The sequence below is a fragment of the Njordella calcicola genome (assembly GCF_056494125.1).
In genome coordinates this window covers 5,550,093-5,574,595 of sequence record NZ_CM151396.1, presented here as the reverse complement: position 1 = coordinate 5,574,595, position 24,503 = coordinate 5,550,093, and the positions used below count along the sequence as shown (strand labels likewise).

General features: G+C 52.9%; 19 protein-coding genes. 10 read left to right on the top strand and 9 right to left on the bottom strand.

Annotated elements, in window-relative coordinates:
- Window positions 1–132 precede the first annotated feature (132 nt).
- From SH302x_RS21535 to SH302x_RS21525, 3 genes are all read right to left on the bottom strand, one after another.
- A complete protein-coding gene (locus tag SH302x_RS21535; RefSeq protein WP_479364769.1) occupies window positions 133–339 on the bottom strand; it encodes a hypothetical protein in 207 nt (68 codons plus the stop codon).
- A 129-nt stretch (window positions 340–468) separates the two neighbouring features.
- Window positions 469–630 (bottom strand): DUF3309 family protein, encoded by a 162-nt coding sequence (locus SH302x_RS21530; protein ID WP_479364768.1) that lies wholly within the window; start codon window positions 628–630, stop codon window positions 469–471.
- A 388-nt stretch (window positions 631–1,018) separates the two neighbouring features.
- Window positions 1,019–1,168, bottom strand: a complete 150-nt coding sequence (locus tag SH302x_RS21525; RefSeq protein ID WP_479364767.1) for a hypothetical protein — start codon at window positions 1,166–1,168, stop codon at window positions 1,019–1,021.
- Between the two features lie 9 nt (window positions 1,169–1,177).
- On the opposite strand from SH302x_RS21525, the gene SH302x_RS21520 reads away from it, so the two are divergent.
- Window positions 1,178–1,420: a hypothetical protein gene (locus tag SH302x_RS21520; RefSeq protein WP_479364765.1), complete on the top strand. Its 243-nt coding sequence runs from the start codon at window positions 1,178–1,180 to the stop codon at window positions 1,418–1,420.
- A 720-nt stretch (window positions 1,421–2,140) separates the two neighbouring features.
- Entirely contained in the window at window positions 2,141–2,902 is a 762-nt protein-coding gene (locus SH302x_RS21515) for a prolipoprotein diacylglyceryl transferase (protein ID WP_479364764.1), read from the top strand.
- Here SH302x_RS21515 and SH302x_RS21510 read toward each other — a convergent pair.
- Both SH302x_RS21510 and SH302x_RS21505 read right to left on the bottom strand, forming a co-directional pair.
- Entirely contained in the window at window positions 2,858–6,166 is a 3,309-nt protein-coding gene (locus tag SH302x_RS21510) for a PVC-type heme-binding CxxCH protein (protein WP_479364762.1), read from the bottom strand. The genes SH302x_RS21515 and SH302x_RS21510 overlap by 45 nt on opposite strands.
- An 81-nt stretch (window positions 6,167–6,247) precedes the next feature.
- Window positions 6,248–7,477, bottom strand: a complete 1,230-nt coding sequence (locus tag SH302x_RS21505) for a GIY-YIG nuclease family protein (RefSeq protein WP_479364760.1) — start codon at window positions 7,475–7,477, stop codon at window positions 6,248–6,250.
- Between the two features lie 182 nt (window positions 7,478–7,659).
- On the opposite strand from SH302x_RS21505, the gene SH302x_RS21500 reads away from it, so the two are divergent.
- Window positions 7,660–8,118, top strand: coding sequence for a DinB family protein (locus tag SH302x_RS21500; RefSeq protein WP_479364758.1), 459 nt, complete (start codon window positions 7,660–7,662; stop codon window positions 8,116–8,118).
- A 31-nt stretch (window positions 8,119–8,149) separates the two neighbouring features.
- Here the strand turns inward: SH302x_RS21500 and SH302x_RS21495 are convergent, their stop codons facing one another.
- Complete coding sequence (locus SH302x_RS21495) at window positions 8,150–9,400, bottom strand: tetratricopeptide repeat protein (protein ID WP_479364757.1); 1,251 nt, start codon at window positions 9,398–9,400, stop codon at window positions 8,150–8,152.
- Window positions 9,401–9,868: 468 nt separating this feature from the next.
- On the opposite strand from SH302x_RS21495, the gene SH302x_RS21490 reads away from it, so the two are divergent.
- The 6 genes from SH302x_RS21490 (at window position 9,869) to SH302x_RS21465 (ending at window position 18,407) form a co-directional block, all read left to right on the top strand.
- Window positions 9,869–10,729 carry an MlaE family ABC transporter permease gene (locus SH302x_RS21490; RefSeq protein ID WP_479364756.1) on the top strand — a complete coding sequence of 287 codons (861 nt, stop codon included), beginning with the start codon at window positions 9,869–9,871 and terminating at the stop codon, window positions 10,727–10,729.
- Window positions 10,730–10,753: 24 nt separating this feature from the next.
- On the top strand, window positions 10,754–11,668 hold the full coding sequence (locus SH302x_RS21485) for an ABC transporter ATP-binding protein (RefSeq protein WP_479364755.1): 915 nt from the start codon (window positions 10,754–10,756) through the stop codon (window positions 11,666–11,668).
- A 21-nt stretch (window positions 11,669–11,689) separates the two neighbouring features.
- Window positions 11,690–12,943 (top strand): MlaD family protein, encoded by a 1,254-nt coding sequence (locus SH302x_RS21480; RefSeq protein WP_479364753.1) that lies wholly within the window; start codon window positions 11,690–11,692, stop codon window positions 12,941–12,943.
- 105 nt (window positions 12,944–13,048) lie between these two features.
- Window positions 13,049–13,609 (top strand): tetratricopeptide repeat protein, encoded by a 561-nt coding sequence (locus SH302x_RS21475; protein WP_479364751.1) that lies wholly within the window; start codon window positions 13,049–13,051, stop codon window positions 13,607–13,609.
- A 228-nt stretch (window positions 13,610–13,837) separates the two neighbouring features.
- Complete coding sequence (locus SH302x_RS21470) at window positions 13,838–16,945, top strand: PSD1 and planctomycete cytochrome C domain-containing protein (RefSeq protein ID WP_479364750.1); 3,108 nt, start codon at window positions 13,838–13,840, stop codon at window positions 16,943–16,945.
- Between the two features lie 31 nt (window positions 16,946–16,976).
- Complete coding sequence (locus SH302x_RS21465) at window positions 16,977–18,407, top strand: DUF1501 domain-containing protein (RefSeq protein WP_479364748.1); 1,431 nt, start codon at window positions 16,977–16,979, stop codon at window positions 18,405–18,407.
- 150 nt (window positions 18,408–18,557) lie between these two features.
- On the opposite strand, the gene metK is transcribed toward SH302x_RS21465, so the two are convergent.
- Together metK and SH302x_RS21455 are read right to left on the bottom strand one after the other, a co-directional pair.
- Window positions 18,558–19,760 carry a methionine adenosyltransferase gene (metK, locus tag SH302x_RS21460; RefSeq protein ID WP_479364746.1) on the bottom strand — a complete coding sequence of 401 codons (1,203 nt, stop codon included), beginning with the start codon at window positions 19,758–19,760 and terminating at the stop codon, window positions 18,558–18,560.
- A gap of 22 nt (window positions 19,761–19,782) precedes the next feature.
- Entirely contained in the window at window positions 19,783–20,886 is a 1,104-nt protein-coding gene (locus SH302x_RS21455; RefSeq protein WP_479364745.1) for an endonuclease/exonuclease/phosphatase family protein, read from the bottom strand.
- 415 nt (window positions 20,887–21,301) lie between these two features.
- Between SH302x_RS21455 and SH302x_RS21450 the strand changes: the two genes are divergently transcribed.
- A complete protein-coding gene (locus SH302x_RS21450) occupies window positions 21,302–22,747 on the top strand; it encodes a TonB-dependent receptor (protein WP_479364744.1) in 1,446 nt (481 codons plus the stop codon).
- 171 nt (window positions 22,748–22,918) lie between these two features.
- On the opposite strand, the gene SH302x_RS21445 is transcribed toward SH302x_RS21450, so the two are convergent.
- The gene (locus SH302x_RS21445; RefSeq protein ID WP_479364742.1) at window positions 22,919–24,238 is read right to left on the bottom strand and encodes a ferredoxin reductase family protein; all 1,320 of its coding nucleotides are present in this window, start codon (window positions 24,236–24,238) and stop codon (window positions 22,919–22,921) included.
- Between the last annotated feature and the right edge of the window lie 265 nt (window positions 24,239–24,503).

The following is a 24,503-nucleotide window of genomic DNA, read 5'->3' as shown; positions in this document are numbered from 1 at the left end:
ATGTTTCATCAACGAAGTTGGATATTGCGAGATACCGCATCACTTGATCCTAACGCTGGTTCGACCTTTGCACAATGAAGGTCTGCCAATCTCTGATTAACAGAAGCCTGGCTGTGACGTCCAGGGCATCATTCAATTGCCGCTGACGGCATCTTTAATCTCTTGGCCAGCATCTTTGACTGCGTCGCTAGCGTCCTCGGCTGAATCCCTGATGCCTTCATACGGTCGAGCACCGAGGGCATCTTTTACTCCATTTTGCTGATTGCCATTTTGAGATTGTTCGCACGCCGGTAGGACAACGAGCGAGGCTGCGATAAGCATAAAAATTGGAAACTTCATATCGATCCATCCTTGAGAATTGAAAGTTCAGAAACAGAAAATATAAACTGATCGCCAACTAGAAAAGCAGATGCAGCACGATCAACACCGAGTCGAGATATGGTTTGCGGCATAGTGCCGAATCATGCCTTAGAGGCGACCCATCAGAAACAATATGATGAGGATCAACAGCACGAGCCCAACGAGACCGCCGCCGCCAGCCAGCGCATTGTTACCTCGACGGTAGCCATAGCCTCCGCCGAATAAAGACAGTAACAGGATGATGACCAGAATTAGGACAATAGGACTCACGATTCATTCGCTTTCGGGGTTCAATACATTAAAAAAGACATGCAGCAAAAACCTCCCATATGATGCTGTATACGCGACAAGTCATGTTAATGGCTTGAGGGTGAGTCGAACCACTTACATTCTTTATGCGAGGTAAACGCTCAGTTGGGCGATCGGTATCTGCAACGGACACATAAGCACTAACTATGCCGCTATCAGCAAATGCGATGAAACGCTCGAAGGGTTTCAGATTCACCTTGCGTTGGAAGATTGTAGAGCGATTGAAATCAGCAAGTTGCCTTAAAATAGTGCACCATGCGTGTTGGTACGGTACAGATATTGCGACAACTGTGCGGCAAACTTAGTTCCCGCTTTCGAAGTGGGCATTTTTTGAAGTGCAGGTGAAAAGCTAATGCAAGATTTGTGGCGGATATAATCGAGGGGCGAGTTCGGTGGCAAGCACCGACTGGGTTTGCCAGCTTCGCTGGGCAAACAAAAAAGGCAACGCTTCGCCCCATGTCGGCTTGCCGACATGAGCGTCAGTTTTGAAGTTAGCCAACGAACTCGAATGAAACGGGAACAGCTCCCCTGGCCGGCACGTCCGGCAGGAAGCAAAGTTACCCCCACGCAGCAAACCGATGGCTTAACGCTGGTCATCACCCTCGGCCGCCGCGATGAAAACTTCTCTTCCGGTTGGCAAGCCAACCGGGGAGAGGCGGGAGGTGTCGCTTTGCTAATCACAAAACTCTGGCTCTTGCTGGGCGAGCCAGCAAGGGGCCGCAAAGCGGAAACGTTAGATCCGGCTGAGTGAGCCCATGCTGCAAAGCAAAGTGTCGTCGCGAAGTACTCCAAGTAGATGCCAAAGCGAAGGGGATTAACATCGATACTCACAATGAATAGGGTTCAGGCGATTTATCCTGCTTATCCTGTCTATCGATGTTCATACTCAGTTTGCTTTAGTTGCAAACGAAAGTTAAAGCATAGCTCCTCAACCCCAGCCCTTCTCCCGTGAAGACAGGGGCGAAGGGAGCCAGGGTCATGGGTGATCCGGTCCGCTCAGGCTCACTCGATCGGTCACCGACACCAAGAGCCGCGTCGTTTTGATGCGATGAAAGTTATATGCCGCATTAGTTGCCGCAGCGAGATAGGCAGTGGGTGCTCCGAATTGATTGGAAAACCGAAATCGCGAGATTGCCGCTGCGAGATGGAACGCTTGGCACGTTTATTGAAGAGAGAGTAGGTAGGTCGCATAGTGGAAGTTCCGAGTGGGAGAGGGAGATTCCGGAAAGCTTTCGGTAAATGCATCGGCACTTTTGCTCGGGTTCACGTATTCCCTTGCGAGTAAACAATCCACGCGATGAAAGTCGCTTGGCGGAACCCTACGCATGCCAGTGGGTTCCTCAGCGATTCTTTCTATGGGGACTGATGCGACGTCGTTGCAACCATGGGAAATCTTAATGGTGGCCACTGTCGAATTTGTAGAAGGCAGGAAATAATGGCCGCTACGCCAGTACCCTGATAGATTGAATTCGTGGATACTCCTGTTGCTCAAATAATTTATTCGTTGGTGATGCTACTGGCAGTGGTCGGTAGTTCGCTGATCTTTCGCACCCAAAATCAGCGATTGAAACTAGACCGCGATACCCGAATGATCATCGGTATCTCCGCCTTCTTGGGGGCAATGCTGGGGGCGAAGCTGCCATTTATTTGGGAGTTTGGTTGGGCGGGTCTGGCCTCTGGCAACGTGTGGTTCGCAGATGGCAAGACGATACTCGGCGGGATCTTTGGTGGCTATCTGGCAGTCGAGCTAGCCAAACACTTCTTAAAGATTCAAGAGATGACCGGTGACGCATTTGTCTTGCCGGTGGCGGTCGCCGTTGGCATTGGACGCATCGGCTGTTTCATCGCTGGGTGCTGTTACGGTCAAGTCACTTCGCTGCCGTGGGGTGTTCGCTTCCCATCGGCAGATGGCAACGCGATAGTCTTTCGCCATCCAACGCAGTTATATGAAACGGCTTTTCATCTTTTGGCCGCTGGCGTGTTCTTCTACTTGCAGCAGAGGAACGTTTGGACGCACCAGCGGCTGAAAGCCTATCTGCTCAGCTATTTGGCGTATCGTTTCGTAACCGAATGGCTCCGTCCCGAGGAACGCTATTGGCTGGGCCTAACGCTTTACCAGCTCAGCAGTATTGCTCTTGCGACGGCGTTGATCACGCTTTGGGCACGTGATCATCGACGTATCGCTCGTTTATCGCAACCCTGCCATGTAGTCGATCAGGTCCAAGAACTCTGACGGTGAAATCGTACCGCCCAAATTCTCTGGCATACTGCTCTGCAGCATGGTCTTGCGATCCACGATCTCCTCTTTGACGATTTTTCGCGATTTGCCCTCGGGCATCAGAAGTGTCAGCTCGGCATCGTTCTCTTCTCCGATGAAGCCCGTCAAGACTTCGTCGCTGTCGAGCATGATGATTTCACTTTGGAACTTCTTGTCCATTTTGGCACTGGGCTCAATGATCGACTCGATCAATTCAAACCGTGGCAAGCGACGTCCCACATCGGTCAGTTCTGGCCCATACTTATAGCCTTCACCGCGCACTTGATGGCAGTTCGCACAAACACGCTTGAAGACGCGCTGTCCATTGCGAGCGTTGCCTCGCAAGTTCTCCAACGCGGCATAAGCATTGTTACGTCGCACTTGAGCACTGACCTCTGTCTCGTTCAAGAGGATCTTGAGGTGAGGTGCTGCAGCCAGACCTGGTCGCGCCGTCGCCAAAAAGGCATCGATCGCTTTTTGGCCAGCGTCGGTCAAATTCGTGAGTTTGCCTTCCGAATAAGGTTGGCTCCAAACCGATTCCAAAGCGCCCACCGAGTGCTCCATGACATAGTCTAACCAGCGATCGGACGGCTGCTCCGCAACCTGTAGAAGCAATTCAACGCCGCGGAGGCTCTTCTCGAAGCTAAGCGCTCGAGCGGCTTCCACCCGGACTCGCAGGCTGTCGTCTTTGACCGCTACGGCGTAGATATCCAACGCATCGGGAATCTGATCTCGCATATCGGCCACAAACCGTACCGCTGCTGCTCGCGCTTGCGGAGTCTTCGATGACAACACTGCCGCCAGCAGATCGCGATCTACTGTTTCGTGTTGCTGGAATACCCATAGCGCTTCCGTACGCAGACGATCGAACTCTGGATCTTCGGGCTTTAAGCCAACCAACCATTCATTGACGGCCGAGCGGACGAGTTCGAAAGGCCGGCTTTGCAATTCACGACGTACGCGATATCGCGTTTTGGGTTCGTATTCACGGAATTGCTCCAGCAGTTCCGATTCGCTCTTGTCGAACTGCGTGACGGGAGTAACCAAGGGCCGATCCTTGGCAACCAAACGATAGATACGGCCTCGCGTTTGATCGCGATTCGGATCGCGTTGCGAATACTGCATGTGACCAATCAAAGCGTTGCACCAATCACCGAACCAGATTGCCCCATCAGGACCAATTTGTCCATCGGTGGGACGAAAGTTCTTGTCGGTGCTCGACAACAAATCTTCTACTCTTTCACCGGTAAACGCCGCTCCGTCTTCGCGCACATTGAAGCGTGGGAAGCCGTTCATGTTGATAACGCAGCCGTAGAAAAACTGGCCTTGAACATCATCAGGCAAATGCCGCGAAATCAAGAATTCATTTCCAACCGCTGGCCGCATGCCTTGGTTATTAAAGATCGCATCCAAACCTCGTCGCGGGCCATCTTGAGCGCCCGAGAGGCCGGTCGCCCAGTGCTGCTGAGCGTTGGTGCCGTCGCCCACAATGCCTTGTCCCCATGAGTCGAACGTCATACACCATGGATTACCATAACCTGGCGTCGTGAATCGCTGCAGCTTCAACGTGCGTGGATTGAAGATATAAGCACCAGCCGCCCCTCGCCAACGCTGAGGTCCCCAGGGGCTTTCGATCGTAGTGCTCATGGAAACGCCTTCAAGCATATACAGCGAACCGCCGGGCGACATTTCAAATGCTCCAATCGTATGGTGCGTATCGTCAGTCCCCCAGCCGTCCAGCAGATCAATCTCCAAATCGGCTTTATCGTCGCCGTCGGTATCCTTTAAAAACACTAAACGTGGTTGGTTGGTGACAATCACACCGCCGTTGTACAGTTCAAATCCTGTCGGGCAGTGCAGCTTGTCATAGAAGACAGTACACTTATCCGCCTTGCCATCGTTATCGGTATCTTCCAGGATCAAGATCCGGTCATTAGGTTTTTCATCTCCTGGCTTCCACTGCGGATAAGTAGGCATGCAAGCGACCCATAGTCGGCCTTTGTTGTCAAAGGTCAGTTGAACGGGCTTGGCCAGTTCCGGGAACATCGTCTCGTCGGCAAATAGTTTGATCTCAAAGCCTGCGGGCACTTTCGTTGTTTGGATAAACTCTTCAGGAGTGTTGTATCGCAGTTCTTTGGGCTCGGAATACGCTTGGCGTGGATCGCCGAAGCGAGTGGGTGGCTCGATCAAATCGCCCGTATTGCTATCGTCAATGGCGGGTGGCTCTTTTCCGGCGGCGATGGCCCAAACTCGTGCGTCACGATTGCGAGCCATCGATCGAATCTTGTTATACTCGCGGGGGAATGTTTCAATATCCCAAGTACGGCGACCACCGTAGACGTACCAACCGTTTAACATGCGGTAGTCTTGCATGTGAACCCAGCTCTTGTCGAGCACGGCTGCTCGCAACGTTTCGTACTGGCTGCTCTTGATCGAAAGCGATTGGCCTGGAAACAACTGACTGTCCAACAGCGAAGCGACCATGCGGTAGCCTTCGTCGTTCAGGAAAGTTCCATTTTGAGTCCACTGCAGACCGGGCGCTTCAGCAAACTTTTCTGCGGTGAAGGAAAACACGTCTACTACAGGCCAATTGGTTTGGGCACCGACTTCCACGACCGCTTGAGTGTACGCGCGGAGACTTGCATTTCGCTCGCTGGATTTTGGTGCCAGTGGATCGTTGGCATCTTCAAAGGCAATCGGTGTGACTAAGACAAAACGCACTTTTTTGCCCGCTACATCTTCGGCAGCGATTCGAGCCAGCTTGTTCAAGTAGTCTTGATAGCTCTTTTTAAAATCATCGATGCCAGCGGCCCCTTGAAAGGACTCGTTGAAACCAAAGAAGCAGAAATAAGTGTCCGCTTGAAAGATTCGTAGCGGGTCGTCCAAATCGCTGTAATTGCCGGGGCGCCACTGTTCAGCAACTTCATCGGCAGGTCGGCCGAAATTTCGGATCTCCAATTGCTTTTCTGGATGCCGCAATTGAAGCAGGGTTTCGAAGTGTCCGAAAAGATTCATGCGTTCGGCCAAAGCCCCCCCCACCAGTGCAATCCGCTCGCCCTGAGTGAACTGCAGCGGTAGGGTCGCAGGAGGCAATTCCACTTTGTGGTTGTCGTTGGGGTATTTCAGCAATTCACGGCCGGGCACGTTTTGGCCCAAGCTGATGGTCGCATCGCCGCAAAATAGCGATGCCAACGAAAGGCCGACGAAGATTCGGCGAAAAAATCGGTAGGTCGTTTGCATAAGCGAAGTGATGTCTGCCGGTAAGCAGAATTAGAGTAGTGCTTGAGGAAGGATATTCACGACTCTATTCTAATCAATTCGTTAGGCGACGCTACATGCATCCGCAGATGCGTTTAATGGTGGATTCCCCGCCGCTTCCTGAATCGATTTAAAATCCTTGGGAAGCTTTTCCAGCGAACTAACTCGCGACAATTCACCGCGGTTTTGACGGAACCAAGCCGCAACGATATGCAGGGTATTTGCGCCGCCGTCGTACCAATTGGCGTAGGTTTGGTTGCTGGCGGCCCACCGCAGAATCTCTTCTCGACAGGACTTCCATTGCGAGGCATCTTGTGGCCGCGGCAGCGCATGTTCGACTTTGCCGGACCGAATCAAATACCAAATATCGCGGCCGTCGGTCCCCTGAACAGGATATACAAAATGATAGCGGTCGCGGGCTAACTCGTTTTGCATCAGCTTGCGAGTGATCCAACGCAAGACTTGCCAATCTTCGCGGTACCGAGCGGCTTGTTCAAATTGCAAACGAGCGGCCGCTTGCATCATGCTAGACTCAAGTTGATCGACTAAGCGTTCGTTTCCACCACGCAAGAAGTCCATCCCGACGGTAACCTGTTGTTCATATTGTCTCTTAGAACAAAGTGCCGCGCATGGCCCCAGGCAGGTTTGCAATTCCGCTCGCAAACAACCGGCGCGCTGCGGATCTTCAAACAGCAACAATTGATCTCCAAAGGCAAAACCTTGTTGGTCTTTGCAATCGCGCAGTTTGAAGATGCGGTTCAACACTTCGGCCACGCGGTTCAATCGCGTCACGCCGTGAAAGGGCCCCTCGCTGACTCGAGCTTTCGGATCTACTTTATGAGACACATAGAACAGTTCAGCAGGCGCCCGCCCAAGGCATAAGTAGGCCGCGCGTTGACGTTTTGGCATGCCGATAACATTGAATCGCGGTTGCCAACGCGAGATCAATTTTTGCTCGCGCAGCAAAGCGGCAAACTCGCTGGGCTGCGTTTCCCAAAGAATGCGAACCGCAGACTCGGTTATGCGGCCAGCCTTCTCATGCTCGTGGTTGGGCAGAAAATAACTAAGCACGCGGGCTTTCAGCGATTTGGATTTTCCGACGTAAATCAAACGCCCTTCGCGATTCACAAAACCATAGATGCCTGGAGCGTTTGGCAATTGAGTTCGCGCCGCCGTTCGCAAATGGCTCTTGGTGGTTCCTTCCACATAGCTTGCGGGTGGCCGTGGATAAGGCATCAACCAGTCACGACCAAAATCATGAAACTCAGCTTGCTCTTCTAACATTGCATCCATGCTGGTTATCCGTAGGTTAATGGTCGCAAGAATCGACGCCATCAGCGGTCTGCCCAGAAACGCCGACCTGAGATTATGCAGATTTCAGCTCGCCAAGGCTACTGCTATCTGGAAAACAGTTTTATGCTGTACGCAACTCTGCTGGAGCCACAGAAGCCGGAATTCATCTTGTAAGGAAAACCATGGACAGAACACTCATCGAAACCTACCTCGCGGGCGGCAGTAAACTTCGCAATGCTTACCAAGGGTTGACCAAAGAACAATTGCTAGCCCATCCCATTCCCGGCACTTGGTCGCTTCAACAAATCGCCATCCATCTACTCGATAGCGACTTGATCGCCAGCGATCGGATGAAGCGAATCGCGTGCATGGACAAGCCGCTATTGATCGGGTACGACGAAACCGCTTTCAGCAATCTGCCAGGCGTGAACGACATCGACGCTCTTGAGGCCATCGATCTGTTTGATCGCAATCGCCACATGACGGGGCTGATTCTCAGCCAGCTTCCCGATGACGCGTTCCAACGTTTTGGCATTCATAACGAAGCGGGCAAAGTGACCCTCGAATACATGCTGCAAAACTACATCCAGCACTTGGATGGACACCTCGAGTGGGTTCATAAGAAACGAGCGATGGTCTAAATCCTATCGCCGGCTGCTTGCGAGCGATGGATTACGTGCCCGCGCCGTCGGTGATCGCTTCCAACCGCTCGTGGGCTTCCACACTCCAAGGGCTGTGCGGTGCCAGTTCAATGAATCGCTGCCAATGCTGCGACGATTGAATATAGTCGCTGTTGTCGTCCAGCGCTCTGGCTAAATGGTAATGCACATCTGGGTATTCATCGTTAAGCGCCAGCACACCTTGAAAAGCAGCAATCGCTAATTCCCGCTGACCTGTCTCAAGCAACACGCAACCCAAGTTCGCGCGGGCTTCCACAAACTGTTCGTCCAGCTCCAGGGCTGCGTAGTATCGTTCGCGAGCCGCACTCACATCCCCTAATCGATACAGCAATTCGGCTAATGAAAAATGCAATTCGGCTGTGGCACCATACCGCGTCATCAAGACGCGGAACCATTCCACCGCTTCGGCCAAATGGCCATCATCTTCGGCTTGCTCTGCCATCTGCAGCAAAGCCAACTGGTCCATCGAGCCATCAGAGCTTTCGCTGACCGCCTGCAAGTTCTGAAAAGTGGCAATCGAGATGGTTGCCGTCTGCTCCGCCGATTCATCGTCGATTGCGATCTCGGGCGCATCAAAATCCAAACGCAATTGACCACTGGATTCCAGCCAGTGACCTTGATCGCAAATCAAGAGCGTTTGCCCTTCCAAGTGGATGTTCCAGCGCTCAAAATCCGAGCCCTGCGATTGCGACACCTTTTCTAACAGACCTCGCAGTTGCCGCACAATCGACTCGGCAGATAAACCGGCATCGGTCCACTGTTTCAATCGTCTCGCGTTCTGCAGCCCTTCGAAATTAAAGTAGGGCAGCCGATGGTTCACGCGGACCGGGGGCAATAGGCCTAACCGAATCCAACGTCGGACATTTCGAAGCGGCGATTCAATCAGGTCGGACAACATCCGCGGCGTGTAAACGATGGTGTCATGATCGTGTTCATTATCCATGCCCAGACGATGCCAGAACTCGGTTTCCGATAAGACTTCAATCTCGCCCGCTTGGATCGCTGCGGTCGTGGCCGGATCAAACCTCGCAACGCTGGCCTGGTCGGAATCGGCACCTAATACGATTGCTTGTACTTGAGAAAGCCCTCGGTCGGTCAGTTGGCCGCCCTTTTCGTTGATAATCGCGGCGGCATCTGCCCGCGACATCGCTCCCAGCCGACCAGCGATCGCGATTCGAATATCTCTGGGCCACGCAGCTTGGGTGATCTGCAAAGAATCGGCGGGTTGGCGTGAATTGGACAAGACGGGACCAAGTGAGGGTGTTGAGTCAGCGTTAATCCGCACAAGGAGCTGTCTCTCTGCGGCCAACGATTATGCCTGCAAATTATCCTTCAATTGGAGCTTACTGCAATCGCCGTTGCGAGCACTTTGGAAGCCTGATCCGAGCGGCGTCGGAAAAGTTTCCGCGGTTCTGAAGCGAAACTAGCAAAAAATTCCTGGAATCTTAAGTCGCGCCCGTAAAATTTACTCAAGCCTCGCAACCCCTGTGATCGATACCGTTGATAAGCCAAGTTGTAAGGTAGTAGGCACACTCCGTGTGCCGTGACAAACCAAGGTAGTAGGCACACTCCGTGTGCCGTGACAAACCAAGGTGGCAGGCACGCTCCGTGTGCCGTGACAGAATTTCAGTGGCAGGCACTCGGAGAGTTCCTGCTACCCTGAAACGCATTAAGCCCCAAGCCCTTTCCTCTAACCAAAGTGAAATCAGGAGTGACCACCGACGTCCAGTACTCGACGCCAGCCACATTTGCTTCCAATCTTCGCCATATCATCGAAGGCTGGGGGGACATTATACTGCGCGCACTGGTAGCCGTTGGTGACTTCAGCCTCTTCACTTGGCAGATGATCTTATGGATGGTCAAATCGCGGCCAAGCAAAGGCACGATGATTCCCAACTTGTACTCGGTCGGCGTATTGTCGCTGCCGGTTGTCATGCTGACCGGCTTGTTCATCGGAATGGTGTTGGCACATAACACCTATTTTCAATTCAAAGGAATCGGCTTGGAATCTCGCACTGGTGCGGTCATCAACATGTCCTTGGTGCGTGAATTGGGACCAGTTTTGGCCGCTACGATGCTGGCCGGACGCGTTGGTTCGGCGATGGCGGCCGTTTTAGGAACCATGCGCGTGACCGAGCAGATCGACGCGTTGACCAGCATGGGAGCGAACCCTATCCGATACTTAGTCGTCCCGCGATTCTTAGCTTGCGTGCTGCTCATTCCTGCCCTTTGCGTCATGGCGGACTTCATGGGCATCATCGGCGGCTATTTCTACAGCGTGATCATTCGCGATGTGGACCATTCGCAGTACTTGCGACTGTCCCAGGAGTTCGTTGGGGCATACGACTTTCTCGCAGGGATCCTCAAGAGCTTTTTCTTCGGCGGCGTGATTGCCGTAGTCAGTTGTTATCAAGGCTTTCATTGCGAGCCAGGCGCCGAGGGTGTCGGCAAGGCAGCTACCTCTTCGTTCGTGATCAGCTTCGTCATCATCTTGATCCTCGATTTAATACTGAACATCGTTTTAGACTCGCTGTATTTCGCGATTTGGCCACGTGGTACCAAGCTCATTTAGATCAAACTTTCCGTCATCCCTTCTATGAACACTCAGCAGCAGTACGACCAAGCGTTAAGCGATGAATTCGCTGCGGGCGATGCTGCGCCGAAAAACCCCAACTTGGTTGAGACCAAAGATCTGGTTTTACAATTCGGCAAACAGACTGTATTGAAAAACATCAACATTCAGATTCCGCGTGGGCAGACATTGGTGCTGATCGGCGAAAGCGGTTGCGGCAAAACGATGTTGCTTAAGTGTTTGTCGGGCCTGCTGAATCCTAGCAAAGGTTCGGTCCAGTTCGATGGGCATGACCTGCAATCGTTGAATGAATTGGAGCTAACCAAACTGCGGCGAAGATTCGGATTTGTTTTTCAGAATGCGGCGTTATTCGATTCCATGTCGATCGGAGAAAACCTCGCCTTTCCACTACGGCAACACGGCAGCCAAGCCGGTCCACAAGAACGCTTGCTGTTGCTTGATCGTTTGGCCGAAGTAGGCTTACCCGATAATGTACTTTCGAAACGTCCAGCGCAATTGTCAGGTGGTATGCGCAAACGTGTGGGGCTAGCTCGAGCTTTGATCCTGCAGCCTGATCTGGTGTTGTACGATGAGCCCACTACGGGCTTGGACCCTATCATGAGCGATGTAATCAACGAATTGATCTTGCGCACGCGGCGCAAGTATCCGGTGACTAGCGTGGTCGTGACGCATGATATGCATTCCGCCAAAAAGGTTGCTGATCGCGTTATCATGCTGTATCCGGTGTCACGTTTAGAACCAGGTGAATCGCAGATCTTGTTCGATGGCAAGCCAGAAGATCTTGAGTCTTGCGGTGATCGCCGCGTGCGGCAATTTGTGCTTGGTGAAGCGGGCGAACGTTTGATGGAAATGCGAGCCAGCGCGCCTGGCCACGGTGATCTGGAAACACCTAACCTTTACGATCTTATCCACAAGTAGAAGGTCGAAAAGGAAACTCCCATGGAAGAAAACAACTATCGTTTAGGAGTCGGATTAGTCGTGGTCGCTTCGGCGGTCATCGGCGTCGTTCTTGTTTTGTTTTTCGGGAAGATGCCTGCCTTCTTGCAAGATCGCTATCAAGTCACCATCAATTTCCCTTCCGCCCCGCGCGTCAGCCGCGATACCCCGGTTCGAAAGAATGGAGTGCAAATCGGACGTGTTGCGAGCGTGAAGTTGCTGGATGACAATCAAGGAGTGAACTTAGTCTTGGAACTGGATCGCACTGCTCGCATCGCACAGGGTGAGACTTGTCGGATTGCCACCGGTTCGCTGGTCACCGGCGATGCGTTTGTGGAGTTTGTGCAACCGACACAATCTACGCTGATCGCTCGCTTTGATGGTGTTGCGGGCGGTGAGAAGAACAATGCGTTGGACCCCGAAGAATTTGCGTTCGCTCAAAGCACTATGGCCGACGGTGATTATCTGACTGGTGGAGTGGTTGCGGGAGATCCTTTGGATTTGATCGTCAATATGCAAGGGAACTTCGTCAATACATTGTCGGCGATCGAACAAGCTAGTCGACGTGTCGAAACGCTCGCGTCGACGATGGAAACCGCGCTGGGTGGCGGCGACGGGCAGTTCCGCGAAATGGCGCAGCGCGTGTCGCTGACGATCGATAACTTTAACCGCACGGTCCAGTCCATCGATCGCGTTGCACAACAATTTGAAGCTGCCAACTTGCCGCAAACGATCGGCGATACCGTCAACCGCTTACCATTTTTGTTTAATGAAGCGGAAAGGGTTTTAGCTCAGACACAAAACACGCTGCGAGGCTTTGAAGACTTCAGCCAATCGCTGCAGGGGATCGGGACCGAATTCGAAGGCATTGGCAATGACGCTCGAGCGACCTTAGGCAATGCCAATCGGGCTCTTGAGAACATCGCTGAATTCACAGAGCCGTTGTCGCAGCAATCGCAGCAGCTTGTCGGGACAGCCGTACGTACGTTAGAAAACCTTGACGCGACGTTGAATGACTTGCGTGTATTCGCCCAGCGACTCAACCGCGGAGACGGTACCATTGCGCGTTTGATCGAGGATGACCAGTTGTACTATCAACTGATTTCGACATTGGAAAATGTGCGCCGCGTCAGCGATCGCTTGCAACCGATTGTCGATGACGTGCGAGTTATCACGGACAAAGTGGCACGCGACCCCAGCCAGCTTGGCGTCAAAGGTGCCTTGCGTGCGGCGCCCAGCGGCGCGGGTTTCAAATAATCCAAACGCGAGTCTAGCCGTATTTGCATGCAATAATCGCAATTGCAACGACGGCCAAAAGTTTGCTACCCTACCGCAGGTTGTTTTACGTCGCAGGGAATATCGATGCGTTACTGTCTGTTAATGTGGCCTGGGTTTGCAAGAGCGTGGTGGCGTGGAGAGATCTACGGTGTCGCGCTGACGATCCTGTTCGCCGTCTGTTTTAACATCGCATGGACCGCGACGTTCCTCTGGTCCCAGTGGCTATCAGGTTTCGTGGTCGGACTGTTGTGGCTGGGGATCATTGTCTCCTCGCTCGGTTCGCTGGTTATTAACCTGATGCGGTGGCAGACCTTGTTTGGCGAAGCACGCAATGCTACAAGTCGCCAACAAGCCGACGATGCTTATCGGGCCGCTCAACGCGCCTATCTCCGCGGCGAATATTTTGAAGCCGAAGCCACGCTACATCCCATTTTTGCCTCTGGCAGGGAAGACGCCGAAGCCGCATTGCTGCTGGCCAGTATTCTTCGCCGTACCCATCGCATCGAGCAGTCGCTCCAAACCCTAGATCGACTCAGTCGATTGGAAACTGCGGCTAAATGGCTAGCGGAAATCCAGCGTGAACGCTCCTTGTGCAAACAACCACAAACACAAGTTGCCGACACCGACGCGCCAGTGGCCGCGTAAACCCGCAATGGCATAGAAATGCAGGGCCAGTCAGATTTTGAGCCTGCGCGATTAGCCGGAATGCGTTAGCATCGGTTCTCTTAGAAACCGTGAGCTAACGCTCAACGGCTGATTGACTTGGATTCAATATCTGACTGGCCCTGCATAAAAAGGGCTGAGATTTGGTGGCTTAACATGGCTGTGGTATAATCACGTACTCCTGCCATATCCACCTTCCAACATCCTGCCATGTGTCTCCTTCGAATCCTTACGTTACTGCTGCCAGTTATCGCTTGCGCTCGCCTGACAGCCAATGACACGATTGATTACGCGAAACAAATTCAGCCCATCTTGGCCGAGAACTGCTTCTTGTGCCATGGACCTGATGAAGGCTCACGCCAAGCGGACTTGCGGCTGGATCAATTCAGCGACTCTCTCAACGAGCAATCCATTGTGGTTGCAGGCCAGCCGAACGACAGTTCGCTGATTCATCGTATCACTTCCGCAGATCCAGATGAGGTCATGCCGCCGCCCAAACATGGTGCGCCGCTGACATCGGAACAGGTCCTGTTGATACAGCAATGGATTGAGCAAGGTGGCAAGTACGATCAACATTGGTCTTTCAAGCGGCCTGTCAAACCTATCCCTACGTTGCCAGCGGACAACGCGATCGATGCTTTAGTGCGCCAGCGATTGCGAGCGGACTCCCTGGAATTCGCGCCGCGAGCCGATACGGCCACCTTATGTCGCCGCTTATATCTCGACATAACTGGCCTTCCGCCAACGCCAGAGCAACTGGACACTTATATGATCGCGGCAGCGAAATCACCAGTGGAAGCGACGCAGCAGTTGGTCGAAGAACTGCTGAGCAGCCCTGCTTACGGAGAGAAGTGGGCGAGGCACTGGTTAGATGTCGCGCGATACTCGGACACCAATGGGTTTGAGAAGGACTTGCCGCGCGAGCAATGGGCTTGGCGCGATTGGGTCCTTCAAGCGATCCAAAATGATATGCCTTACAACGATTTTATTATCCAACAGATCGCGGGAGACCTGCTGCCTAAACCAACGCAAGAACAAATCATCGCAACCGGATTTTTGCGTAATGGCATGGTGAATGAAGAAGGCGCGATCGTGCCCGAGCAATTCCGCATCGAAGGCAACTTTGATCGCATGGACTGCATCGGCCGCGCGATCCTCGGCCTCACGTTTCAATGTGCCCAATGCCATACTCACAAGTTTGATCCTATCAGCCATGATGAATACTACGGCATGTTTTCGTTTGTGAACGATACGCACGAAGCCCAAGCTTGGGTATACACGCACGAGCAACTGGCCACAATTCAAGATATCGACCAGCAAGTCGCGTCGATTCAAGCGAGTGTCAAAGAGCGCGTTCCCAATTGGCAAGAGGAACTGCAGCGTTGGTCGGACGCTCAGCGAAAAGAGCTGTCGGTTTGGAACTCACTGAAGTTCGCCGAACCGGTGCTGGAAGGTGGATTGAACCACCCCATTTCTTTAGCGGACCACTCGGTCTTGATCCTCGGCCATCCAACCACCCATGCGGTGGTTACGTTGACGACGACGCCAGAGCAGACAACGATCGCTCAATTACGTTTGGAAGCTTTGCTCCATGACGATTTGCCATTTCGCGGTCCGGGCCGCAGTCATCGCGGAACTTTCGCGATCTCGGAATTGACGGTCATGTACCAATTGCCCGATGAAGCTGAATGGAAACCCGTTCCTATACAATCAGCGATCGCCGATTTCGAAGAGAGCGAGCATGATTTGGAAGAATACTACTTCCATGATGGCTATGATAAAGACAAACGGCGGCGCGTTGGACCAGCCGCTTTCTTAATCGACAACGACCAGAAGACTGCTTGGCGCGCAGACCGCGGGCCCATTCGGCGGCATAGCGAATCGGCCGTCGTGCTGTCGTTGGACAAGCCGCTGGAACTGCCTCTAGGCTCGCACTTGCGCATCCAATTGCATATGAATCATGGCGGAGATGGGAATGGCCGCGACAACTTGTTGCTCGGGCGGCTGCGGGTTTCGACAGCAGCCATTGCTTACGAACCAGCTACTGCCGCGAAAGTTCTTGATCATGCGGCCGCAATCGCCTTACAAACCGATGCACCCAATCTCACTGAGCGCCAACAGCAAGCGATCTTCCTTGCCTGGCTACGTGGTTGTGCCGACTTCAGCGAGGATTACGCTCATATCGAGCAGTTAGCGTCGAGTTATCCGGAAGCGGAAACCAGTGTGTTGTGCGTGACCAAGCCCAAGCCAGACTTGGCTCGCGCCACGTTTGTCTTTGAACGAGGTGAATGGGATAAGCCCACTCGGTCCGTGACCACTCAAGTGTTGGCTGCGTTGCATCCCTTACCAGAAAACCAGTCCCAAGACCGTCTTGCATTTGCCAGATGGTTGGCTGACGACCAATCGCCATTGACCGCTCGCGTTCATGTCAATCGCGTATGGCAAGCGATTTTTGGCAAAGGCTTGGTCGAGACGTCAGAAGACTTCGGTTCACGCGCTACCATGCCACGCTATCAACAAGTCCTGGATTGGCTAGCGGTGGATTTTATGGAGCGTGGATGGAGTCAGAAGGCGCTGCTGCGAACCATTTGCAATAGCGAGGTCTATGCGCAGTCATCGGCCGTCACCGCCGAAGCTTTGGAGCGAGACCCGTACAATGATCTACTAGCCCGCGGGCCTCGATTTCGCATGGAAGCAGAGGTCATTCGCGATCTGGCTCTGTCGGTCTCAGGATTGTTGAAGTCCAAAGTTGGTGGACCAAGTATCTTTCCGCCGGTGCCTCAAAGTGTGCTGGAGGACAACTACTTCAAGCTGGATTATTGGCATGAGGCCCAGGGCGAAGATCGCTACCGACGCTCGCTGTATGTGTTCCGCAAGCGAGCTATGCCCGATCCCGTGATGACCAGCTTTGACGCCCCCAACAGCGATATTGCCTGCACGCGGCGCATCCGATCCAACACACCGCTGGCGGCATTGGTGTCTCTGAATGAGCCAGTGTTTGTGGAAGCTGCTCGAGCACTCGCAAGCCGAATCATCCATGAAGGTGGAAACAACGATCGCAACCGGACGGATTTTGCTTATCGTCTGTGCCTTTCGCGAACAGCGACCGATGCCGAGTACGCGTTGATTGAAAAAGCTCTTTCAGAACAAAGGCAGCGGCTGGGTGACGGTTGGCTTTCGATTCGTGAGATCGCTTTGGGGTCTGCGTCCGCCCCCCTGCCCACTTTACCTGATGGCGTTGCGCCTCGCGATCTAGCCGCCTGGACGATGGTCGCCCGCGTCCTGCTGAATCTCGATGAAACACTATGCAAAAACTAGCCATTCGCGTTCACTCAATAGAAATACGAATATGAAGAGCACCATCCAAGCAGAGCTTCGATCCGAAATCGGTCGCTATTGGTCACGTCGTTGGTTCTTGCGAGAATGCGGCGTAGGTTTGGCGGGGATCGCCGCGCTTAGCTTAAACGCAAGGCAATCGCAGGCCAATGAGCAACGACCAATGATGGCGCGGCAGCCGCATCATGCCGCCAAAGCCAAACGTGTGATCTATATCTTTCAAGCGGGTGCTCCAAGCCAACTGGAATTGTTTGACTACAAGCCGGAATTAGCCAATCGCAATGGGCAACTGCCGCCCGCAAGTTTGCTCGAGGGGTACCGAGCGGCGTTTATTAACCCGAACTCCACACTGTTGGGAGGGAAGTATCAGTTCGCCAAACACGGCCAATCGGCCATGGAGCTTAGCGAGTTGATTCCGCACACGGCAGCCATCGCCGATGACCTTTGCTTGATTCGCAGCATGACCACCGACGCAGTCAATCACGCTCCGGCGCAAATCCTGATGAACACCGGGTCGCAACAATTCGGCCGGCCTAGCTTCGGCGCTTGGACCATTTACGGTTTAGGCAGTGAATCCGAGAATTTGCCGGGCTACGTGGTACTCACGAGTGCTAAGGGGACCAGCGGCGGGGCAAGCAACTACGGGTGTGGGTTTTTGCCGACAGTTTACAGCGGTGTCCCCTTCCGCGGCAAAGGCGACCCCATTCTGTACTTGTCCAATCCACCAGGCTTTGATCAGCAAGCTCAACGCGATTCCTTGGAGCTGCTAAAACAATTGAATCAACATACGCTCGATGAACTAGGTGATCCGGAAACCGCCGCTCGCATCCAGAGCTACGAGGCGGCTTATCAACTGCAAAGCAGTGCACCGGAGTTGATGGACTTGAGCCAGGAGCCGCAATCGGTCTTGGACGCCTATGGAATCAAGGATATTCGAGAATCGAACTTCGCAAGGAACTGCTTGATCGCCAGACGACTGGCCGAACGTGGCGTGCGCTTTGTGCAATTGTTCCATGAAGCTTGGGACCAACACGGTGACCTGACAAAACAGATCAAGAAGAATTGCGAAGATACCGATCGCGCCAGTGCGGCGTTGGTAAGCGATCTGAAGCGACTGGGATTGCTAGAGGATACGTTGGTGGTCTGGGGTGGCGAGTTTGGCCGCACGCCGATGGTTCAAGGCGGCAATGACGGTCGCGATCATCACAATCGCAGTTTCTCTGTGTGGCTTGCCGGCGGTGGTGTCAAGCGGGGCGTAACCTATGGCGCGACAGACGAGTTAGGCTTTAATGTCACCGACAGTCCGGTGCATGTGCATGACTTGAATGCTACCATGCTGCATCTATTGGGGTTTGATCATGAGCGTCTCACGTATCGCTTTCAAGGCCGCGACTTCCGACTGACCGACGTCCATGGGCAGGTGGTGCGAGGCCTGTTAGCTTGATTTGCGGGCCGGTAGATGTCTAGAACACCAAAGCGGTGTCCGTCGGGACAAGCTCCGATCGGACATGGTCGCGCGTCTCGCTTGGAAACACGCTAAAGAAAAAGGCGGACTAGAAGTCCGCCGCACGTAATTCAGCAGCAAGCAACAACGTTACTTCTTGCCGATCGCTTTGCGAAGTGCGTCGACTTTCGTCGTTGACTCCCAAGTCAGATCTTCATCGTCCTTGCCGAAGTGACCGTAGTTGGTGCTCTTGCTGTAGATCGGACGCAACAAGTCCAAGTGCTTGACAATGTCGGCTGGCTTGAAGCTAAAGACTTTCAAGACCGCTGCCAAAATCACATCGTCAGAAACAGAGCCTGTGCCAAAGGTGTCAACGTGTACGCTGACGGGCTTGGGATGGCCGATGGCGTAAGCGAATTGGATCTCGCATTTGGTGGCCAGTTCTGCTGCCACGATGTTCTTGGCAACCCAGCGCCCCATGTAAGCTGCACTGCGGTCGACCTTGGATGGGTCCTTGCCAGAGAAAGCTCCACCACCATGACGGCCCATGCCGCCGTAGGTGTCGACGATGATCTTACGACCGGTCAAGCCGCTGTCGCCTTGAGGACCACCGACCACAAATCGACCGGTTGGGTTGATCAAGCATTCGGTTTCGTCGGTCAGCATGTTCTTTGGTAGAACCTTCTTGACGATTTGCTCAATACAGAACTTCTTGATTTCAGGGTGTTCAACGTCAGCGGCATGTTGAGTCGAAATAACGACGTTAACGATTCGCGTCGGTTTGCCGTCAACATATTCGACGGAGACTTGGCTCTTTGCATCAGGCCGCAACCACTTCACTTTACCCGCCTTTCGAACGCGAGTTAGCTCGCGGCCCAAGCGGTGCGCAAACATGATTGGTGCTGGCATCAACTCAGTTGTTTCGTTACAAGCGTAACCAAACATGATCCCTTGGTCGCCGGCACCTTGCTCGCCGGTGTCTTTATGCTTGGCTTTCTTCGCGTCGACCCCTTGGGCGATGTCGGGGGATTGGGTCGTTAAGTAATTGTTAACGAACAAACGGTCGGCGTGGAAAATGTCATCGTCGTTGATATATCCGATGCCGCGAACCGCGTCGCGGATAACTTTTTCGATGTTGATCGCATCACCGATCGGGCGTTGGCCCAGTTTCGGGATCGTAATCTCGCCACCAACGACCACGACATTGCTCTTCACAAATGTTTCGCAAGCTACACGGCTTTTGGGATCGACGGTAAGGCAAGCGTCCAAAATGGCATCGGAAATCGTGTCAGCGACCTTATCAGGATGGCCTTCACCGACGCTTTCAGAAGAAAAAATGTAGCTGCTGGACATGTTCTTTCGTTGACTCTCTGGTTTATGGATACGAAAAGCCGCTCGACCCTCTGGCCACGGCCCGCCCAGTATAGTCACGAGAATTCGCCTCTGGTAGGGTTCTGAGGGATAATGTCCGCTCGGATACCGCGAAATCGACGATAACGATGCCGTGGTCCGAGAACTTTGTTCGTTGGACGTTATATCGATGCACACGAATTGCTCGGCTCCGCAGCAGGTGGTCGACCTTGACGCCGCCCAGCAGGGTTGGCATCGGAATCAGCGTTGGCGCGAGGCCAAACCCCAGTGACGCATCGATCAATGATCCGCGCTGGCACAGAGCCTGAAAACGCGGCGACCAGGGGCTGAGATTGAAGTCGCCGCACAGAATGTTCGCTCCGTCGGGCTGGAATCGATCGATCAAAACCGTCATTTGCTCGTCACGTGCTTGCGTCAAGACGTCCCCGAAAGGTGGCAGAGGGTGCGTCGCAATGAAGTGCACTTCTTGTTCGGATAAGCCATCCAGCAGAATGTGGGCCTCAATCGATGGATTGCGGACATAACCGAGGTGAAGCACTTCCAAACTCCGCCAAGGATGCTTTGAGAGCAGTGCCACGCCTGTATAGTCGGGTTCGGCAAGCACCTTCTGATAAGGGTAGAGGTCTTTGACACTCGACAAGAACGGCTCCCACTCATTCTGAACTTCCATCAGATAGATGATGTCGGCTTGTGTACCCAATACCACATCCAAAGTCGGTTGAAACTGTTCGTTAGTTCGTAAGACATTATAGATCGCGATTCGATAAGTACGTGCCCCTGCTCGCTTTTCCAAGCCATCGAGGGGCGGCAAATAATACGGCACCATTTTCAGCGAGTGCCACGCTAGCAACGATAGCAGTGCCACGCTGAGCCATTTTTTCTTGCGATGCCAAGCAAGTAAGGTTGCCGGGACTAGCAGTACAAAAAATTGGACGGTCAGTTGCGACGCGATGTCCGCCAGCCAGTGGTACGCCGCAAAGAAACTGACGACCGAACCCACGGCGGCCAAGCTGCCAAACAACCGGACTAGACTAGCAATTATCGAGGGCCGTGCCAGATGATTGACTTTCGGGCGCTGCGTGCCAGCCGTAGTGGAGGTTTGAGACATGGGAGTGAAGTCCATAGGGATCGGCGCGAGAAGCAGTTGCCTAGAATATAGGCGGAAATGCGCGTAAAGGTTGCTGTCAACGATTGAGCTTCAAAAATCTTCTGATGCTTATGCTTTGAATCTCCAGTCTTTTGCACGCTACATCGTATTCCAGCGGTAGGCAGGGCAAGGGAGGGTATGTGGTTTGCATCCTCAGTCCCGGTTTGTTTAAACAGCTAATTTTCGTACTCGTTCACGACATCACCGTGACTAACCGTAAGCTGCCGACTCGCGTTTTCGAGGTCCTTCTAGGTCTCACGTGCGCCTTTGGCTAGCGGTTTAACAATCCAAAACTCCGCGGACTTTGGCAGCAACGTGCTTGTTAGCGAACGGCTACGATTTTCGATCCTCTTTGTCACTGAGAAACTGCTACGGTATGAGACGAACGCCCAATAACAACAACACTTCACGCGAAATAATCGATACGCACCAGAAGGCGTTAAATGTTAATCTAGACCAGCGGCGTTACGGAACATTTGCTGAGATCGGGGCAGGTCAAGAAGTAGTCCGCTGGTTTTTTCGCGTTGGCGGAGGCGCAGGCACAATTGCCAAAAGTATTTCCGCTTATGACATGAAGGTCAGCGACGCGATCTACGGTAAAGCATCTCGCTATGTGTGCCGCGAACGCTTGCAAGCGATGCTGGATTACGAGCACAAGCTGAACTTGGACCGCTTGCGAGATGCGCGGGGCGATACTTGCGCGTTTTTTGCATTTGCCGATACGGTCTCGGCCAGGAACTTCAAGGGAACCAACGAGTGCCATGGTTGGATGGGAATCAAATTCCAAGCGTACCCACGCGACGAAGACTCTCAAATCATTATCCACGTTAGGATGTTGGACAATGAAGCGGCGCTGCAACAAGAAGCTCTAGGGATCGTCGGCGTCAACTTAATCCATGGCGCCTTTTCCCTGAACCACGAGCCCGATCTTTTGGTAAGTTCGCTGCTGGACGGACTATCGACTTCTCGTATTGAAATCGACATGATTGAGTTTTCTGGCATCGCGTTTCGCCAGGTCGACAATCGCCTCATGAGTCTCAAACTGGTGGAGCTTGGGCTGAGCGATGCTGCGATGTTCGCTTCCAGCGGCGAAGTCTTGCAACCTTCGGAATTCATCTACAAGAAACCGATCTTGGTTGAACGAGGAAGCTTTCGCCCAGTTTGCAACGTCAACGTCGATATGCTGCGCTGTGCCTATGAGAAGTTTTCCGAGTTGCCGAACGTCAAGGGCAAAGAGATTGTTCAAGTGATGGAGATCACCATGAGCAACTTGAAAGCCGAAGGCGAAATCAATCTCCGCGACTTCCTTGCCCGCGCCGACGTCATGGCGGCATGCGGTACGACCGTGCTCATTTCGGATTACTCCGAATACTATCGTTTGGCCGCTTATCTTGCGCGTTACACCAAAGAAAGTATTGCCATCACGATGGGAGCAGGCAGCTTGCAGGATTTGTTTGACGAAAAATACTACACGCAACTTGATGGAGGCGTACTGGAATCGTTCGGCCGTCTCTTCAAGAACGACCTTAAGATCTACTGTTATCCCCTAGAAAAGCCTGGTACGGGGGAATTGATGAACTGCGAAAACCTAGTCATCGCTCCAGAGCTTGAAAAACTGTATGGCTATCTGATTGACCGAGGCTGCATTAGCTCGCTGGACAATTTTGACCCAAGTTGCTTGAAGATCTTCTCGCGCGAAGTGCTCAAGCGAATCAAGACCGGCGACCCGAGTTGGGAGACGATGGTCCCAGCACCTGTTGCCGATGTTATCAAAGCGAAGAACTATTTCGACTACCAGCCCGCTTTCAGCATCAGTCGTTAAACGGTTCTCAGCATCGCAAACGCAATGGCGGCCAGCAGTAGCATTCCACAATAGGTGTATGCCAGAAGACTGGCCCAAAAATGACTCATAAGGAATCTCCTCTAGTATTATAATGGCGTCGCCGATCAACTCGGCGCCGCATTAGGCTCGCCTGTGGCAATCCAGCAACGATTACACCAAATCAAAGCGTTCCGAAACAATTCGATGGGCGGAGACTTTTAAGCCGATCAATGCCTGTTCGGCAATCTCGATCACCGGGATGGGGCCACACACAAAACACTGCGTATCGAACATCTCCATGCTTCGATAGTGCCGTTCAATGGTCGCTTTGTCGATCATGCCCGACTCTCCTTCCAAGTGCGAAGGCAACTCTTCTAGGACGTGCGTCACTTTCAAATCAAGAACCTTGGACAGCTCCTCTAATTCTTGCTGGAACGGAATCTCTTCATGGTGGCTGTTTGCGTACAGCATGCGATATGGTCGACGATCCTTGTGGTCCCGGGCAGTATTCAGAATGCTAAGCACCGGCGTGACTCCAATTCCGGCGACAATGCAGAAGGTAGCTTGCGCTTTTGAATCGGAGACGAATGCGCCGTGAGGACCATCGACATAGGCCGGCGTGCCCGTTTCGATTTGGTGTAGGGTCTTAGTGAAATCGCCCAACTCCTTGATCCCGAATTCCAACCGCTTTGTCTGTTCTTGGCTGGACATGATTGAAAATGGATGCTGCTGGGCTGGGAAATACGTCTTTCCAATCGTCAACCAAACGTATTGGCCAGCGGTAAAGGCCAGCCCAGTATGCTCATCTGCTTCTAAGACCAAGCGGTACACTTCGGGACAATCCCGTCGCACTTCGACTACCTTCCAGGGCGTACTCCGCAACCGGAACGGCTTGAGCAGTCGCACGTAACCGTAAACACCAAAGGCAACCACTGCCAAACTAAGGAATACAATCTGATTGCTTAACTGACCTAGGTAATGGCCGACTTGCAGTGAGTGAGCGATGCCAACCAACAGCACTCCGCCAGCTATCAATCCGTGTGTCAGCAACCACCATTCGTAGGACAGCCCAATCGAGACTCGCCAAATCGATAGGACTATAATCAGGATCAAGCCGATGCTGGCAGCGGTAAGAAATAAGGCTCGCAGGAAGTTCTCGGTAGGATCAAAGTACTTTAAGAATTCATTGTTAGCAAATATCAAAATGACTGGATGCAAGAAGATAAATGCTAGTGACATGATGCCCATCGTACGATGGAAACTAACCTGAGAATCCGATCCGAAGAATGGCGTGATCCAACGCAAGCGACCCGTGGTAATGAACTGCAATGCAAGGATGACATAGCCAACAATTCCAAAGGCCACGCCAAGTTCAATAAGAAATTCGCGTCGCTGTATCGGTGGATCGATGTAAGCGACCATCAAAGGGAGCACGCATAATCCGAGATAAACTAAACTCCATAAGGTCAGGCGAACGATTACTTGCGTCATAAATACTCCACAACGCGGCCGTCGTGATTGAAAGTTGTACGTTCAGGCAGCGAAGGCTTGATACCAAGCCCCGATGATGGTTGGGTTTCGATCAGCTTCCAGTCCACCGACGTGACCTTAAGATTATTTTCTCAGCGCCCTGAAACCCTTACGCAATCTTTGTGCCTAGTGAATCGCTTTACAATCGGCTGATCGTTTCGACGCATCGGACCTAAGGCGTTGCCGCACGGCCTGTGGCATGTCGGACTGGCATAAGCTTTGCTTC